Origin of the sequence: Xinfangfangia pollutisoli, from assembly GCF_020179405.1 — a bacterium.
Lineage (GTDB): Bacteria > Pseudomonadota > Alphaproteobacteria > Rhodobacterales > Rhodobacteraceae > Pseudogemmobacter > Pseudogemmobacter pollutisoli.
On record NZ_JAICBZ010000001.1, the window covers coordinates 175,793 to 193,170 of the forward strand.

The 17,378-nt window shown below is 67.1% G+C and carries 15 protein-coding genes; all 15 read right to left on the reverse strand.

Going from position 1 to position 17,378, the window contains the following annotated elements:
• Positions 1–7: 7 nt before the first annotated feature.
• Positions 8–1,267, reverse strand: a complete 1,260-nt coding sequence (locus K1Y73_RS00780) for an NAD(P)/FAD-dependent oxidoreductase (protein WP_225026002.1) — start codon at positions 1,265–1,267, stop codon at positions 8–10.
• Between the two features lie 7 nt (positions 1,268–1,274).
• Positions 1,275–2,057, reverse strand: a complete 783-nt coding sequence (locus K1Y73_RS00785) for an HpcH/HpaI aldolase family protein (protein WP_225026003.1) — start codon at positions 2,055–2,057, stop codon at positions 1,275–1,277.
• Between the two features lie 18 nt (positions 2,058–2,075).
• Positions 2,076–3,767, reverse strand: coding sequence for a GMC family oxidoreductase (locus tag K1Y73_RS00790; RefSeq protein ID WP_225026004.1), 1,692 nt, complete (start codon positions 3,765–3,767; stop codon positions 2,076–2,078).
• An 11-nt stretch (positions 3,768–3,778) separates the two neighbouring features.
• On the reverse strand, positions 3,779–5,257 hold the full coding sequence (locus K1Y73_RS00795; protein ID WP_225026005.1) for an aldehyde dehydrogenase family protein: 1,479 nt from the start codon (positions 5,255–5,257) through the stop codon (positions 3,779–3,781).
• Positions 5,258–5,379: 122 nt separating this feature from the next.
• Positions 5,380–6,213: an amino acid ABC transporter ATP-binding protein gene (locus K1Y73_RS00800; protein ID WP_318248204.1), complete on the reverse strand. Its 834-nt coding sequence runs from the start codon at positions 6,211–6,213 to the stop codon at positions 5,380–5,382.
• Positions 6,210–6,866 (reverse strand): amino acid ABC transporter permease, encoded by a 657-nt coding sequence (locus K1Y73_RS00805; RefSeq protein WP_225026006.1) that lies wholly within the window; start codon positions 6,864–6,866, stop codon positions 6,210–6,212. The genes K1Y73_RS00800 and K1Y73_RS00805 overlap by 4 nt, the downstream gene beginning before the upstream one ends.
• A gap of 70 nt (positions 6,867–6,936) precedes the next feature.
• Positions 6,937–7,773, reverse strand: a complete 837-nt coding sequence (locus K1Y73_RS00810; RefSeq protein WP_225026007.1) for a transporter substrate-binding domain-containing protein — start codon at positions 7,771–7,773, stop codon at positions 6,937–6,939.
• A 44-nt stretch (positions 7,774–7,817) separates the two neighbouring features.
• Complete coding sequence (locus tag K1Y73_RS00815) at positions 7,818–8,810, reverse strand: proline racemase family protein (RefSeq protein ID WP_225026008.1); 993 nt, start codon at positions 8,808–8,810, stop codon at positions 7,818–7,820.
• Positions 8,807–9,493: a GntR family transcriptional regulator gene (locus K1Y73_RS00820; RefSeq protein ID WP_225026009.1), complete on the reverse strand. Its 687-nt coding sequence runs from the start codon at positions 9,491–9,493 to the stop codon at positions 8,807–8,809. Before K1Y73_RS00820 ends, K1Y73_RS00815 begins: the two co-directional genes overlap by 4 nt.
• A gap of 228 nt (positions 9,494–9,721) precedes the next feature.
• Positions 9,722–11,971, reverse strand: a complete 2,250-nt coding sequence (locus K1Y73_RS00825; RefSeq protein ID WP_225026010.1) for a S9 family peptidase — start codon at positions 11,969–11,971, stop codon at positions 9,722–9,724.
• Positions 11,964–12,926, reverse strand: a complete 963-nt coding sequence (locus tag K1Y73_RS00830) for an oligopeptide/dipeptide ABC transporter ATP-binding protein (protein WP_225026011.1) — start codon at positions 12,924–12,926, stop codon at positions 11,964–11,966. The genes K1Y73_RS00825 and K1Y73_RS00830 overlap by 8 nt, the downstream gene beginning before the upstream one ends.
• Positions 12,923–13,927 (reverse strand): ABC transporter ATP-binding protein, encoded by a 1,005-nt coding sequence (locus K1Y73_RS00835; RefSeq protein ID WP_225026012.1) that lies wholly within the window; start codon positions 13,925–13,927, stop codon positions 12,923–12,925. Before K1Y73_RS00835 ends, K1Y73_RS00830 begins: the two co-directional genes overlap by 4 nt.
• A 2-nt stretch (positions 13,928–13,929) precedes the next feature.
• Positions 13,930–14,802 carry an ABC transporter permease gene (locus K1Y73_RS00840; protein WP_225026013.1) on the reverse strand — a complete coding sequence of 291 codons (873 nt, stop codon included), beginning with the start codon at positions 14,800–14,802 and terminating at the stop codon, positions 13,930–13,932.
• Positions 14,786–15,730, reverse strand: a complete 945-nt coding sequence (locus K1Y73_RS00845; RefSeq protein WP_225026014.1) for an ABC transporter permease — start codon at positions 15,728–15,730, stop codon at positions 14,786–14,788. The genes K1Y73_RS00840 and K1Y73_RS00845 overlap by 17 nt, the downstream gene beginning before the upstream one ends.
• A 9-nt stretch (positions 15,731–15,739) precedes the next feature.
• On the reverse strand, positions 15,740–17,317 hold the full coding sequence (locus K1Y73_RS00850) for an ABC transporter substrate-binding protein (RefSeq protein WP_225026015.1): 1,578 nt from the start codon (positions 17,315–17,317) through the stop codon (positions 15,740–15,742).
• Positions 17,318–17,378 lie beyond the last annotated feature (61 nt).

Consider the following 17,378-nt stretch of genomic DNA (forward strand, 5'->3'; position numbering starts at 1 on the left):
GGACCGCTCAGAACCTGTCGGAACGGAAATGCGTCATGTCGATCGGGCAGGGGCGGCCGGTGGCCAGATCGGCGACCAGCCGGCCGGTGACCGAGCCGCCCATCAGCCCCTGATGGCCATGGCCGAAGGCCAGGATCACATTGTCATGCCGCGGCGCGCATTCGATCACCGGGATGCTGTCGGGCGTGCCGGGGCGGTTGCCCATCCAGGGTGTCATCCCGCGCAGATCGGCGCCGGGGAACATGTGCCTGGCCTGCGACAGCAGGATCTCGGCGCGGCGCCAGTTCGGCGGGGCCGAGGGGCGGGCGAATTCCACCGTGCCCGACAGGCGCAACCCGCCCTCCATCGGGGCTGCCACGAATTTGCGCTCGGCCGCGTTCACGTTCACCCGCAGCCCGGTTTTCGCATGCGGCAGCATGATGTGATAGCCGCGTTCGCTGATCAGCGGCACGCGGACGCCCGCCTGCCGGGCGAAGGGGCCGGAAAAGGCGCCGGCGGCCACGACGACCTTGTCGGCCAGGGCGACCCCGGCCTCGGTCGCGACGCCGGTGACGCGGCCCTGGTCCAGCACCAAGGCCTTGGCCCTTTGCCGGGTGAACAGCACGCCCTTGCGCGCCGCCAGCCGCGCGATGGCTTCGACCAGCCGCCCGGGGTTCGGGCATTGGCCCTGTTCGGGCAGGAAGACCCCGGCGCAGTAATCGGGATTGATCGCGGGTTCCAGGTCGCGCATCTGCGCGGCGTTCAGGATTTCGACCTTCACCCCACGCTCGCGCCGCAGGGCGATGGACAGCGCGCTGCCTTCGGGGCCTTTGGGGTTCTCATAGGCGAACAACTGGCCGCGGTGCAGGATCAGATCGGCGCAGCCCGCCTCGCGCAGCAAAGGCTCGTAGCACTCCAGCGTCAGCCGGTTCAGCGCGATCATCCCGTCTGCGATCCGCCGCACCCGCGACAGCCGGGAATTCCACAGAAAGCGCAAGAGCCAGGGCAGGGCATGCGGCAGATCCAGAAGCCGCAGGCCAATCGGGCCTTCGGGGTCCAGAAGCATGCCCGGCACCTGCCGCGCGATGCCCGGCATGGCGTTGGGGATGCAGGAGCCGGGGGAAAGCCCCCCGGCATTGCCATAGGAACATTGCTCCGGGCTGCCGGGCAGGACCGGGTCGATCACCTCGACCCGATAGCCTTCATCCGCCAGCGCATTGGCGGCGCAGACACCGATGATGCCTGCGCCGATGACGGCCACTTTCTGCCCGCGCGATCCCGGGGTCATGATCGGCTCAGGGCGCGTCGGCCGAGGGCGTGCCGGCGCGGAAGGCGGGCATCGCCTTGGCGTAAGCCATCTGCAGCATGCGGAAATCCGACAGATAGGCGATGAACTTGTAGCCCAGCTTGCGCATCTTCTGACCATATTCGACCGAGCCGACATGAATGCCCGGCACGACGCCGGCCTTGATGCAGCGTTCGGCGATCAGGGCGATGGCGTCGTTCACATCGTCCCATTTCGGATCGAAGCCCGGGGTGTGGCCCATGGACACGGCCAGATCGGACGGGCCGACGAAGATCGCATCCAGCCCCGGCACCGCCAGGATTTCATCCAGATTCGCGATGCCATCCTTATGCTCGATCATCGGCATGGTGATGACGGTCTTGTTGGCATTGGCGAAATAGTCCGCCCCGCCATACAGCCCCGCCCGGATCGGCCCGACCGAGCGGCCGCCTTCGGGATAATAGCGGCAGGCCTGCACGAAGGCCTGGCATTCGGCGGCGGTGTTGACCATCGGCGCGATCACGCCATAGGCGCCGGCATCCAGCACCCGGCCGATGATCGAGGGGTCATTCCACGGCACGCGCACGAAGGGCGTGCGGTCGGTGGTGGAAATCGCCTGCAGCATGGTCAGGACATCGGCGTAATCGGCGCAGCCATGCTGCATGTCGATCGTCACCGCGTCGAAATCCTGCTGGGCCATCAGCTCGGCCGAGAGGCTGGAGGGGATCGCCAGCCAGCCGGTGACGGCGCAGTCGCCCTTGGCCCAGAGATTGCGGACTTTGCTTTCGCGCATGGTCTATCCTTTCGTGATTCAGGCGTTCAGGATCAGATCGGCGGCCTTTTCGGCCATGGCGATCGTGGTGATGTTGGTGTTGGCGGCGATGACCGAGGGCATGGCCGAGGCATCGACGACGCGCAGTCCCTGCACGCCGCGCACCCGGCAGTGCGGATCCAGCACCGCCATCGGATCGTCCTCGCCGCCCATCTTGCAGCTGGCCGAGACATGCCAGCCCGACCAGACCGCCTTCTTCGCCCAATCGACGATCAGGTCGCGATGCTGCATCATCTGATGCATCCGCTCGGTCGTGCCGAATTTGCGCCGCAGCAGGGTTTCGCGGAAGAAGGGCGCATAGTCGAACAGCATCGCGGCCGTGCCGGTCTTGACGTAGTTCGACAGCTTTTTCACCGACAGCGACCGTGCCTCTTCGGTATAGCCGGCCAGGAACCAGGTGTTCACATGGTTGCGCACCCGCGGGTCTTCCATCACCCGGTAGATCCGCTCGAACCCGTCGACCAGCCGCATCAGATCGCGCTCGTCGCCGCCCAGGTTCAGGTTCACCACCGGCTCGTCGCGCCAATCGGGCGATTTCAGCGTGACGGTGCCCTGCGAATAGCTTTTGTTCACGCAGACATTCAGCGCGCCCATGGTCTTGCCCAGGGGGTGCCAGCCCGCGCGGTTGACCGGCATGATCAGCATGTCCGAGCCGGTGCAGCCTTCGTAGCCCGAGGAATAGCGCACGCCCAGAAAGATGTGGCGGCGCTGGTTCGGGCGCAGGCGGGCGGACCTTTTGAAATGCGCGCCCACGGCCAGATGCGGGTGGTCCATCAGGTTGCGCCCGACGCCGGGCAGATCAGCCACAACAGGAATGCCCAGGGCCCGCAACTCGGCCGCGGGGCCGATGCCGGCCCGCAGAAGGATCGGCGGGGTGTGCAGGGCGCCTGCGCAGAGGATCACCTCATGGGCCCGGAAAATCTCGGCGGGGCGCCCGTCGCGATGGGCGCGCACGCCGGTGATCCGGGTGCCGTCGCGTTCCAGCGCCTCGACCTGGGTCAGTGGGAAGAGGTGCAGGTTCTTGCGCGCCCGCACCGCGCGCGTCAGATAGCCAACCGCGGTGGACACGCGGCGGTCGTTTTCATTGGTCAGGGGCAGCGGGAAACAGCCATCCGAGAACGAGGCGTTATAGTCGGGCTGATAGGGAAACTCGCCCTCCATCACCGCCATCACCGATGAGGTGAAGCCCGCCCAGTCCTTCGGAAACACCCGGCGGATCGGCATCGGCCCGGTCGTGCCATGCAGATCGCCGTCGAAATCCTGATCGCGTTCCAGCTTGCGGAAATAGGGCAGCATGCCCTGCCAGCCCCAGCCGGTCGCGCCCTTGGCTTCCCATTCGTCATAATCGCCGGGCAGGCCGCGCACCGCGAATTGCCCGTTGATCGACGAGCCGCCGCCCATGACGCGGGCCTGTTCCAACCGGGTGGGCGGGACGGTTTCAGAGTTTGACCGCGGGTTGCGGGCAAAGACGCGCAGCTTCGACCAGTGATATTTCGGATCGAAATACGAAAGGCCCGGATAGCTGTCGGCGATGATCTCGGGCACGGCATCGGGCGGGGTATCGGGCCCGGCCTCCAGCAGCGCCACCTGTTTGCCGGGGTTTTCCGACAGCCGCGCCGCCAGCGTCGCGCCGGCCGAGCCGCCCCCCACGATGACGAAATCGTAGATCATATCCGATGTCCTTAAAGCGTATTGATCCACACGGCCTTTTGCCGCGTGAATTCCTCGATCCCGGCGCGGCCCATGTCCTTGCCGAAGCCCGAGCCCTTCCAGCCGCCGGCCGTATAGGTGAATTCGGGGTCGCGGCCGTGCTGGTTGACCCAGACCATCCCCGCCTCGACCGCATCGGCGACTTTCATCGCCAGCTTCAGATCCTGGGTGTGGATCGAGGCCGACAGGCCATAGATCGGGTGCTGCGCCTCGGCGATGGCTTCCTCGATCTCGTCATAGGGCGTGACCGACATCACCGGGCCGAAGAATTCCTGGATGAAGCCGGTGGTGTCGCGGCCCACATCGGCCAGAAGGGTGGGGGCGTAGAAATTGCCCTGGTTCGGGCCGTCCAGCCGGCTGGCTCCGGTCAGCACGGTTGCGCCGTCGGCGACGCTTTGCTGGACCAGCGCGTCGATCCGGTCGAATTGCTTGGCCGAGATCACGGGCGCGAAGGTGGTGGTCTCGTCCCAGGTCGGGCCGGGCTTGATCGCCCTGGTCTTGGCCAGGACGCGGTCGATCAACTCGTCCGCCACGCTGCGCTGCACGATCAGCCGCGAGGCCAGCGTGCAGACCTGGCCTGCATTCACCATGAAGGCATTGGCAACGCGGGTGGCGATGGCATCCATCTCGCCGGGGTTCTGGGTCACGATCTGCGGGCTTTTGCCACCCAGTTCCAGCACGACGGGCTTGATGCCCGAATGCGCCGCCAGCGCCATGATCGCGGCCCCGGTCTGGGTCGATCCGGTGAAGGAGATGATGCCGATCTCGGGATGCGCCACAATGGCGGCGCCGGTCGTATGGCCCCAGCCATTCACCACGTTCAGAAGGCCGGCGGGCAGGCCCGCCTCGGCGGCGCATTCGGCCAGGGCCAGCAGGCTGTGCGGCGTCAGTTCCGAGGTTTTCATTACCACCGCATTGCCGGCGGCCAGGGCGGGGGCGAATTTCCACGCCGCGGTGATCATCGGGAAATTCCACGGCACGATGGCGCCGGCGATCCCATAGGGCTGGCGGCGGGTATAGCTGAGCGTGCCGGCCTTGGTTGCCGTCACGATGCCTTCCAGCTTGTCGCAATATTCGGCGAAATAGCGCACCACGCCGGCGGTGCGCACCGCATCACCCGTCACCGTGCCGGAAATCAGCCGGCTTGACCCCATCGCCTCGACGCGGCCCAGATATTCGGCCTTCTCCTCGATCTTCGCGGCGAAGGCGAACAGGATCTTCGCCCGGTCGCGCGGGGCCATGCCCGCCCAGCCGCTGCGCGCCAGCGCGTCTTTCGCCGCCGCGACCGCCCTGTCCACCGCGGCGGCGCCGCCATCGGTGATCGTGCCCATCGGGCGGCCATCCGAGGGGCGCAGCACCACGATCTCTTCGCCGGGCAGATCGACGAAACGGCCGCCGATGTGATGGCCGGAGGAGACGGAAACGGTATCGGGATTGAACGTCAGCACCATGGTCTTTCCTTTGCGGGCAGTCCTGCAGGGGCGTGCAGGGGTCCGTCGCCGGCCCAGAGCAGGCCGGCGGCAGGGGGCATCGGGGGCGGCAGGCCGGGGCTTGCGCGCGCGGGCGGCGGGCGTCAGCTTCCTTCCAGGAAGGGGCGCAGAAGATCGGCGGTTTCATGGAACCGGCCGACGAAGCTTTTCAGCCGCGGATGGGTGGGGCGCAGCAGCACGTCGCGCGGCGGCCCGTCCTCGACGATCTGGCCCTCGTCCAGGAAGATCACCCGGTCGGCGATTTCGAAGGCGAAGCCCAGCTCATGCGTGACGATCAGCATGGTCATGCCGCTGCGCGCCAGATCGAGCATCGCCTTCATCACCTCGCCCACCAGTTCCGGGTCCAGGGCCGAGGTCGGCTCGTCGAACAGCATGACCTGCGGATGCATGGCCATGGCGCGGGCGATGGCGACGCGCTGCTGCTGGCCGCCCGACAGCTGGCGGGGATATTTGCCGACATGGTCGGCCAGCCCCATCTGCGCCAGCAGATCCAGCGCCTCGCGCCGCGTCGCGTCGCGATTGGCCTTCTTCACCGTCACCGGCCCTTCCATGACGTTTTCAAGCGCCGTCATGTGCGGGAACAGGTTGAACTGCTGGAAGACCATGCCGGTCTGCGCCCGGATCCGGTTCACCGTGGCCAGCGGCACGCCGTTGCCGTCGCGCGCCGCGGGGTTGGCGCTGTAGATCGCCTCGCCGCCGATGGTGATCTTGCCATGGCTGGGCAGGTTCAGCAGGTTGACGCAGCGCAGAAGCGAGGTCTTGCCCGAGCCGGAGGCGCCGATCAGCACCACGACCTCGCCTTTCCTGACCGTCAGGTCGACGCCTTTCAGCACCTCGCGCGTGCCGAATTTCAGCCGCAGCGCCTCGACCTTCAGCAGCGGGCCCGCAGCGGGGCCGGGATTGGGATGGACGCTCATTTCACGCGCTCCGATACTTTCTCAAGCCGGCGCGACAGAAGGGTCAGCGGCACCAGAAGGACAAGGAACATCGCGCCGACCATGGTGTAGACCTCCATCGGACGATAGGTGAAGGAACTGACATAGCTGGCCTGATACAGCAGGTCGGGGACCGTGATCATCGACATCAGCGTGGTGTTCTTGATCTGGATGATCGACTGGCCGGCCAAAGGCGGGATCATCCGGCGGAAGGCCTGGGGCAGGATCACCCGGCGCATGCGCTGGCCATAGGTCATGCCAAGCGCGGTCGAGGCATCGGTCTGGCCCCTGTCGATCGACTGCACGCCCGCGCGCAGGATCTCGGCATAGAAGGCGCCGGCATAGAGCGACAGGCCCGCGAAACCGGCCCAGAACTTGGTGATGCTCAGCCCGGCGAAGATCGGGAAGGCGTAGTAGATCCACAAAAGGATCACCAGCAGCGGGATGTTGCGGAAGATTTCCACATAGACCCGGCCGATGATCGTCAGGGTCCGCGAGCCGGTCAGCTGGATCAGGCCCACGACCAGCCCGATCACCAGCCCCGCCGAGATCGAGATGGCCGAGTAGAACAGCGTGACCTGCAGGCCGGCCCAGAACAGGGGCCAGTTCTGGGTGATGACATCGAAGTGAAACAAGCGCGCGACTCCGGCACAGGAGGTTGCGGGAAGGCACCCGGCCAGCGCAGGCGCCGACCGGGCCATGGGATCAGAAGCTGAAGTTCGACGGCAGGATCGACAGGTCGATGCCGCGGTCTTCGAAGGCCTTGGCGAGCTTGCCCTGCGCCAGACCCAGCGAGCGCTGTTGCAGCACCCAGTTGGTCAGGAAGTTGATATAGCCCGCATTGCCCGGCTTGCGCGCGACGGCCAGGGTGGCCGGGTTGCGCAGCATGGGTTCGGGCACGGTCACTTCGCCGCCGACCTGTGCTGCGATCTGCAGCGTGTCGAAGACCGACTGGATCATCGCATCGGCGCGGCCGGCCTGCAGTTCAAGGATCGCAAGGTTGCGGTCTTCCACCACGGTCAGCGTCGCCTTCGGCAGCAGCGCCTCGGCCACGATCTGCATGGTCGAGCCCTTCTGCACCACGACGGTCTTTTCCGGCGTGTTCAGTTCGGCCCAGGTGGCGACGGGCTTGCCCTTCGGCGCCAGAACCGCCCAGGCATCGGTGAACAGCGGTTCCCACAGATAGTCGACCACCAGGCCGCGCTTGGGGTTGGGGTTCACGCCGATGGCGATGTCGATCTTGTTCGATTGGAAATCGGCCGCCAAGTTGCCCCAGGTGGTTTCGACCGGGGTGACCTTGACGCCCAGCTCATCGGCGATCTCGGTCAGGAATTCGACATAGAAGCCGGTCCATTCGCCGCTGACCGGATCCTTGATATAGCCCGGTTCCTCGCCGATCATGACCGGGATCTTCAATTCGCCGCTGGCCTTGATTTCGTCCAGCACGGCCGAGGGATTGTCCTGTGCCACAGCGGTCTGCGCGGCAACAGTCATCCCGGCCCCCAGGGCAAGCGCCCGGAGGATGTTTCCGAAGAAAGACATGTTCAGATCTCCCTGATCTTTGGTTTTGATTGCAGGCCGGGTGGCTACCGGCCGAGGAACCCCCCTTCGAGAGGATCGCCCTTTTCGACATAGATCGTGCCCTGGGCCGAAAGATGGGCCTGGCCGCGGACGACGATCTCATAGCCTGTGCGGCCTTCGACTTCGGCCGTACCGGCCAGGGTCGCGGTGAAGGGCACGCCCAGGATATTCTCGGCGCGATAGGTTTCGGCTTCGTTCAGATCGCCGCGGATCAGAAGCTGGGCCATGCGCGCGCAGGTGCCGGTGCCGCAGGGCGACCGGTCGTATTTGTTGGGGGCCAGGACCAGCATCTGGCGGGAATGCGCCGGGCCCCTGTCGCTGTGAAACATCACGCTGGGCGCGGGCAGGCCGCGCAGGACGGGCAGGCCCTCGGTCGCTTTGGCGATCGCCTGCTTGATCCGCCAGCCAAGTGCCAGGCAGGCGCTGACATTGTCGGGCTCCAGCGCCAGACCCAGGGGATCGGCGGGCACCATCGCGTACCACATGCCGCTATACAGAATATCGGTGGTGATCTTGCCCAGGCCCGGCACGTCCACCTCAAGCGCGGGCAGGCCCATATAGGCCGGCACGTTCTTCAGCGACACCGAGCCCAACTCGCCCTGATCGGTCCAGTCCAGCCGCACCTCGACCACGCCGGCCGGGGTTTCCAGGGTGAAGCGGTCGCCGGTGGCGGGGGAAATCGCGCCGGTGAAGGCAAGCGTGCGGGCAAGGCCGATCGTGCCATGGCCGCACATGCCCAGATAGACATAGGACGAGATGAAGATCGCCCCGAAATCGGCCACTTGCGAGGGCACGGGGATCAGCCCGACCATCGCGGCATGGCCGCGGGGTTCATGCAGCAGCGTGCCGCGCAGATGATCGAAGCGGCGTTCGAAATCCTGGCGCTGCTCCAGCACGGTCTGGCCGTTCAGCGGCGGCACGCCCCCCAGGATCGCCCGGGTCGGATGTCCGGCCGTATGGGTATCCAGATAGGGATATGCCGCCTGCAGAATCGTCACTTGCGCCCCTCGCCGAACTCGTCGCGGATCGCGTCGCGGGTTTCGCGCCAGATCCGCTCGATCAGGTCATGTTCCATCCGATAGGCGCCGGGCACATCGCCCTCGATGATCGCCTGGAACACCCGGGCGGTATCGTCCAGCGACAGGTCCACCACGCCCGGGTTGCGGCGATACAGGTGATAGCGATAGCGCAGCGCCTGCTTTTCCAGCCCCTTCAGCAGCCGGTGCAGCGTGGCATTGTCGGCGATCTGGTAGATCAGCTCCGAGCCGCGCACGTCATGCGAGAAGAACAGCCGCGCATCGCCGGCTTCGCGCGCGGCGCGCATCGCATCCAGCACCTGGGCCAGTTGGGCCTTCAGCGCGGTGTTGGTCGAGCGCGCGGCCTGTTCGGCGGCAATCGCCTCAAGCGCCACGCGGCAGCTGTAGATTTCATCGAAATCGCGCAACGACATCGGCGTGACCCAGATGCCGCGCCGCGCTTCGCGCAGGACCAGCCCGTCGCGTTCCAGGGACCGCAGCGCATCGCGCACCGGCGAGCGGCTGACACCGTAGCGTTCGGCCACTTCCTCTTCGGTCAGGCGTTCGTTCGGGGCGAGTTCCAGGAAGACAATCGCCTCTTCCAGGATCGAGACAAGATTGTCTGCGATGCCGGCCGAAAGCTTATAGGCATGTCCTGTGTTCATGAATTCACCATACTGTATCCAGTATACAATGCAAGCGATTCCTTCTTTTGCGGGCCCATCGCCGCGTCGGCGCGGTGGGCCTTGGGTGAAAGGGCAAGGTGTGGGAATGGCTTAGCACGATCAACGCAGGCGGCACGCAATGCGGCACAGGCCGACGCTCTGGGCGCGGCCCTGTCACCCGGCTGCAACGGCCGGGCGGGGTTCGGGGCAGGGGGGTGGGGCGGCCGGCTACAGCGCGTCGCGCAACCACGCCAGCAGCCGGCGCTGCACCCAGGGGTTGCTTTTGAACGTCGCGTGATCGTCATTGGGCGAGATCAGCAGATCGTAGGACTTGCCCGCCCGCGCCAAAGCCAGGCCCAGTTGCAGGCTAAGCGCGGGCAGCACGTTTTCATCCATGTCGCCATGCCCGATCAGCAGCCGGCCCTGCAGGCGCCCGGCCAGACGGGCGTTGCAGGTATCGTCATAGCTGGTGCTGCCATCGGCATGGCGGATCAGCGGACCCTGCCATTTCTCGGGCCAGCAGCGGTTGTAGCCGGTCAGGTCATGGCTGCCGGCGGTCGCAACAGCGGCGCGATAGACCCGGGGATGCGCCAGGATGGCGCGCGCCGCCGCGTGGCCGCCGGCGGAATGGCCGATGATGCCGATCCGGTCCGGGTCCAGCCAGGGCCGAGTCGCGGCAAGCTGCGGGTAGGCGGCGACATGATCGGACAGGAAGCCGGGATCGCCCAGATTGCCATGGCACAGATCGTGGAACGCCTTCGACCGCCAGGGCGTGCCGCGCCCGTCCATCATCAGCACCGCAAATCCCAGCGCTGTCGCGGCATGGGCCATGGCAAGCTTCGACAATTCGTCCTGCGGCAGGGCCGAGCGCGGGGTCTGGATGCATTGCGGGCCGGGATAGACCATGTCGAGCAGCGGATAGCGCTGGCCGGGCTCCAGCGTCAGCGGGCGCCAGAGCATGCCGAAGAGCCGGGTCTCGCCATCGGCGGCCAGAAGCGTGACCCGCTCGGGCGTCACCAGATCCAGATCGGTATGGCCCTGTTCCAGATCGGCGATCACAGCGCCATCGGACAGGCGCAACAGCCGGCTGCGGCCCAGATCGCCCGCGCCCGCGCTGGTCACCACGATATGCGCCAGATCCGGCGACAGCGGGGCGGGCACCGGACCGGCGCCGGTCTCGATCAGTTCGGACCAGCCCAGATCGCGCAAATGGGGCGCATGATCGCCCGGATCGGGCGTCAGCACCCGCATCGCCCCACCATCCAGCCCGGCCAGGCAGATCCGCCGCGCATAGGGATCGGCGCTGGTCTCGCCGCTGCCGGACAGATAGATCACCTGGCGCCTTGCCGGATCGACCGCCAGGATCTCGACCACGGGCGCATCGCCCGAGGTGATCTGGCGGGTGATCGCGCCGCTGCGCAGATCGCACAGATACAGATGCGCATAGCCGTCGCGCTGCGAGAACCAGATCAGCTCGTCCGTCGCATCCAGCAGGCGGATGTTCGGCATGCCGCCATAGGCCATGTGGATGTCGACGAAGGTTTCGGCGGTTTCGGTGATGACCCGCCGGGCGGCGCCGGTGGCGGCCTGGGTTTCGACCAGGGTGATCGCGCGCTCGTAGCGGTCATGCTCCAGCCAGAACACCCTTTGACTGTCGCCGCTCCACCAGGCTTCGCGCTTCTCCAGGCCCGAGGTCTCGGTCACATCGGCCGGGCCGCAGGGGATGATGCGGCCGGTGTCGATCTCGATCACCGCCTGATGGGCGACGGGCAGGGCCGTGTCGCCGGCAAAGGCATTGCGCATCTCGTGCAGGATCGGGCCGGGGCCGCCGCCCTCGGTGACATTCTGCACCAGCGCGACCCGGCGCACCGCGCGTTCGTCCAGCTGATAGGTGAAGATCCGGCGCGAATCCGGCGACCAAAGCGCGATGGGCGGCAGGGCGATGCCGCGGCGACGCAGATGCAGGGTCTCCAGGCTTTGATCGGGCGATTTCGCCCATTCGAAATGCGGTGCGGCGCTGTGGGTCAGCCGCCGCTCGGGCCCGCCTGCGGCCGGGCGCAGCCACAGATCGCCATCGCGGCGGAACAGGATCCATTGCCCATCGGGCGACAGGCTTTCGTCATCGGCATGCGGGCGCGGCGCCAGGGCCGTCAGCCGGCCGGCGCCGAAATGCCAGCGCGACCGGCCTGCGGCCAGGGTCACGCCGGTTGCATCCTGCGCCAGGATCAGCAGCCGGGCGAAGACCGCGTCATCCCCCAGCGCGGCGCGCAGGGCCGGATGGTCGAAGGCGGGCGCGCGGCTGCCGTCGACCGAGACCAGAACATAGTCGGGCAGGCCCGCGGTCTGGCGGCGATACCAGAACCGCCCCGCATCCAGCCAATAGGGCGCGACGGCCAGATTGCAGCAGGCGGCGCGCAGCGCGTCGGGCAGCCGCGCCTCGGCCGCGGGGGGCAGTCGCAGATTGGCGCGGTCAGTCATGGCGCAGGGCCTCGATCGGGAAGTGGCAGGTATAGCTGACATCGCCTTGCGTCACCCGCGGCGGCGGCGTCTGGCGGCACAGGTCGCGGGCGAAGGGGCAGCGGCTGTGGAACTCGCAGCCCTGCGGGCGCTGGGTCAGGCTGGGCACCTCGCCCTCAAGATGCAGCCGCGCGCGCCGCGCCTCGGGGTCGATGATCGGATTGGCCGACAGCAGCGCCGCCGTATAGGGGTGGCGCGGCCGGGCAAAGACCGGCGCCGTCGCCCCGGTTTCCACGAAACGGCCCAGATACATGATCGCCATCCGGTCGGCGACATGGCGCACGATGTTCAGGTTATGGGTGATGATCAGCAGCGACAGGCCCAGCCGGACGCGCAGATCGTTCAAGAGGTTCAAGACCTCGCTTTGCACCGAGACATCAAGGCCCGCCGTCGGCTCGTCGGCGATCACCAGCCGCGGCTTCAGCGCCAGCGCCCGCGCCACGCCCACCCGCCTTGCCTGCCCGCCCGACAATTCATGCGGGCGCCGTTCGGCCAGCGCGGCCGGCAGGCCCACCAGGGTCAGCAGCCGTTCCACCTCGCCCTCGGGGCAGGGCAGGGAATGGATCGCGAAGGGTTCGCGCAGCAGGGCGCGGACGGTGAAGCGCGGGCTGAGCGAGCTGACGGCATCCTGGAAGATGAAGGCGATGTCGCGGCGGATCTGCCGGCCTTTCGCCGAAAGCGGCGCGCCGTCAAAGCCGATCTGACCCGAAACCGTGCCACCGAGCCCGGCCACCGCCCGCGCGAGCGTGGTCTTGCCCGATCCGCTTTCGCCGACCAGCGCCAGCGTCTCGCCCCGGGCCAGATCGAAATCCACCCCGGCCACGATCTTCAGCTCGCCCTGGCCGCGCAGCCGGGCCAGAAGCCCGCCTGTCGGGTAAGAGACCTGCAGATTGCGCACCGAAAGCAGCGGGGTCATGCGGTGATCTCCAGCCGGGGCGCCAGCGGGTAATGGCAGCGCACCAGATCCGAGGGGCCGGCCTGATGGTCGGCGGGGCGGGTGGCGCGGCAGGTGGCGTCGGCGCGCGGGCAGCGCGGCGCGAAGATGCAACCGGGCGGCAGATGGGTCAGGTCGGGCAGGCCGCCGCCGATCGAGGGCAGGTGGCGCATCGGCCGGCTGATCTGCGCCGGATCGCAGGCGAACAGAAGCTGCGTATAGGGGTGGCGCGGGTCGCGGAACACCGGCGCGGTGGCGCCGCTTTCCACGATCTCGCCCGCATACATGATGTCGATGCGGTCGCAAAGTTCGGCCACCACGCCCAGGTGATGGGTGATGAACAGGATCGCGCAGCCGATTTCGGCCTGCAATTCGCGCAGAAGGTCGATGGTGGCGATTTCCAGCGTGGCATCCAGCGCGGTGGTCGGCTCATCGGCAACCAGAAGCGCGGGCCGCGCCATCAGCGCCATGGCGATCGCCACCCGCTGGCGCATGCCGCCGGAAAATTCGTGCGGGTAGCGGTTGAAGCGGCTTTCGGGATCGGGGATGCGGACCCGTTCCAGCATGCCGATCGCCCGGGCCCGCTTTTCGGCGCGGCTGATCCGGCTGCGATGCTGGATGTCGATCATCTGCCGGCCGATGGTCAGCACCGGGTTCAGCGCCGTCATCGGATCCTGGAACACGACCGAGATCCGGTCGCCCAGAAGCCCGCGCATCTGCGGCGCCGACAGGCCGGCCAGATCCTGGCCCTGGAACAGGATCTGCCCGCCCTGCACCTTGGCCGCCCCCGGCAACAGCCCCAGGATCGCCTGCATCAGCGTCGACTTGCCCGAGCCGCTTTCGCCGACCAGGCCGACGATCTCGCCCTTGCCGATGGTCAGGTTCACCTGGCGCAGCGCCTGCAAGGCGCCGGCCGGCGTGTCATAGGACAGATCCAGCCCCCGGACCTGCAACACCGGAGCCTGCGTGGCATCGCGGGACATCATCACCTCTTTGCCAGTTTCGGGTCGAACGTGTCGCGCAGCGCCTCGCCCAGGAAGGTAAAGCCAAGGGCGGTGATGACGATGGGCAGGCCGCCCGCGATCACCATCCAGACGCTGTCGCGGATGTAGGAGAAGCCGTCGAACAGGATCGTCCCCCAGGACGGCGTGGGTGGCCGCACGCCCAGGCCCAGAAAGCTGAGCCCGGCCTCGATGCCGACGACGATCGGAATATCCATCGCGGCCAGGATCAGCAGCGGGCCGATGATGTTCGGGATCACATGCAGGCTGGCCACGCGCAGGAAGCCCGCGCCCAGGGCGCGTTCGGCCTCGATGAATTCGGCATTGCGCAGGGCCAGAACCTGGGTGCGCACGATCCGCGCATAGGTGGGCCCGTTGACCAGCACCACGACCAGCACCACCGCCCAGAGGCTGGGCCCGGTCCAGGTGATCAGCACCAGCGCCAGCATCACGGTGGGCACGCTTTTCATCGCATCCATCACCAGAAGCAGGATCGAATCCAGCCAGCGCGGCCCGAAGCCCGCCAGCACGCCCAGCAAAAGCCCGACCAGCAGCGAGACGATCGTCGCCCCGATCGAGATCACCAGCGCGATCCGCGCGCCGTACAGCATCCGGGTGAACAGGTCGCGGCCCAGATTGTCGGTGCCAAGCCAGTGATCCGCCCCCGGCGCGGCAAAGCGCACCATCGGGTTCAGCTTCACCGGATCATGCGGCAGAAGCCCGGCCGACAGGGCGGCGATCACGGTGACCACGATCATCGCCAGGCCAAGCGCGCCCAGCGGATCGCCGATCAGCCGGCGCAGCACGCCCCGCGCCCGGCGCGGCTTTGCGGCCATGGGCTTAGCGGCTGACGACATTGCGCACCCTTGGGTCAAGGAAAGCGATCAGCAGATCGGCGATCAGGTTGACGAGAACGAAGAAGCCCGTGGTGACCAGAAGCGTGCCGGTGACGATCGGATAGTTCCGCGCCGCGATGGAATCGTAGACCAGCTTGCCGATCCCGGGCCGGCCGAAGACGATCTCGGCAAAGACCGCGCCCGACAGCATCTGCCCGATCCCCATGCCCAGCACCGTGATCGTGGGCAGGATCGCGATGCGCAGCACGTAATCATACATGATCTTGCGTTCCGACAGGCCGAAGGCGCGTGCGGTGCGGATGTGGTTCTCGCCCATCACCTCCAGCATCGAGGCGCGCAGGATCCGGGCGATATAGCCGATCCAGGCCAGGCCAAGCGCGACCGAGGGCAGGACCAGCCGGTGCAGCCGGTCGGCCAGGCCCTCGCCCGCGCCGATGGCGGGAAACCAGGACAGCTGGATCGCAAAGATCAGCAGCAGGTAGATCGCGATGACGAAAGACGGCACCGCCATGACCGAGACGGACAGGACCGAGGTCACCCGGTCGAACAGGCTGCCGCGCTTGGTGGCCGACAGCACGCCCAGCCAGACGCCCGGCACGACGGCAACCACCATCGCGCCCAACACCAGATACAGCGTGTCGGGCAGCTGGGCCATGATGATCCGCGCGACCGGCACGCCCGAGATCGCATCGCTGCCCAGATCGCCCTGCAGAATGGTGCTGAAGAAGCGCCAGATCTGCACGATCACCGGCTGGTCGAGCCCCATCTTGATCCGATAGGTCTCGACCATGGCCTCGCTGGCCCGCGGCCCCAGCGCGGTGCGGACCGGATCGCCGGGAATGGCCCGCATCATCGCAAAAAGCGCTGCGATCACGGTCAGGATGACCGCAACCGCCAGAACGATCCGCCTTGCCAGATAGCCAAGCATCGGGGCCGATCAGCCCCGCCCGAAGCGCGAAAGGATCGGCCAGCCATCGGGCCGCATCGCGGGCGCGACGCCGGCGGCCGACAGGGTGCCGACCGGCTCGAAGGTCAGGAAGACGAAATCGCCCGATTCCTCCATCAGCTCCTGCATGCGGATATACATCGTGTCGCGCTTGGCGACATCCAGCTCGGTCGCGGCGTCACGGTTCAGCTGGTCGAATTCGGCATTGCTGAAGCGCTGCCAGTTCCAGATCCCGACCTGTTCGGTGGTGAACCAGGCGGTGGCCCAGCTGGGATCGGGCTGCATGGTGAAGCTGAACAGGAACAGCTGCAGGTTTTTCCACTGATCGCCGTCGGCCTCGATGCCCAGGCTCCAGAAGCTGCCGCTTTCATATTGGTCGATCTGCACCGTCACGCCGATATCGGCCAGCAGCGCCTGGATGATCTGCGCCGCGGCCAGATCCTCAGCCGTTTGCTGGATCGACAGGGTGACGGTCAGGCCCGACACGCCCGCTTCGGCCAGCAGGCTGCGGGCCAGGTCGGGATCGTAATTATAGGTGTTCTCGGCGCGATGCCCGGGCAGGCCGGGGGCGATGATGCCGGCGGCGGGGCTGGCGGCGCCCAGATAGGCGGCCTCGACCACCGCATCGCGGGCGATGCCATGCTGGATCGCGCGGCGCACCTTCTGGTCGGTCAGATCGGCATTGGCCTCGTTCATGCCCAGCCAGTAATAGTTCAGCGCGGTGAACTGGTCGAAGCGCCCGCCCTTCGGCGCCCCCGCCGCAAAGCGCGGGATCGACGAGATCGAGGTCTGCGCATGGTCCAGATCGCCCGCTTCGAAGCCCAGCTCGGCCGTTTTCGGATCTTCGATCGGGATCAGGATCAGCTCGTCGAATTCCACGTCGAACAGTTTGAAATCCGGGTTCTTTTCCAGCACCAGCCGGGTGCGCGGCTGCCATTCGCGAATGCGGTAGGGCCCCGAGGTCACCGGCGGCTCGGTCGCGAATTTGCCATTCGCGGCCTCGATCGCGGCCTTGGGCAGGATGATGCCGCTGGTCGCGGGCAGGGTGGTGGTGAACAGCGGCGCGAAGGGCGCCTTCAGCACGATCGTGCCGGTATGGCGGCCGGTCACCTCGACATGGTCCAGCTGCGCCCAGTCGGCGGCATAGGGCGATTGCACGGCCGGATCGGCGATGCGTTCCCACGAGAATTTGGCGTCTTCGGCGGTCATCTCGCCATAGTCGCCGGAATACAGGATGCCGGGGTGCAGCTCGAAGCCGATATGGGTGTCGTCGATCACGGTGATCGACTTCAGCGCCAGCGGCTGGGCCTTGAATTCAGCGGTGCCGGTTTCGAACTGCATCGCATAGGCAAAGATGCATTCCATCACCAAGGCGTCCGAGCCCGAGGTCCAGAAGGCCGGATCCAGGTTCGAGATGTCGGCATAAAGCCGGGCGCGCAGCCGGCCGCCCTCGGCGCTGACCTGCGCCAGCGCCGGATGGCTGCGCAGCGCCAGCCCCGCGGTTCCCAGCGCCAGCGTCGAGGCGATGAAGCCGCGCCGCGAAACGGCGGTCATGTCAATCTTGGCCATAAGTCACGTCCCTTCCTGTGCCGGCGCCCGGACGGCGCCCTTTTTCGTTTGATGTCCGCCG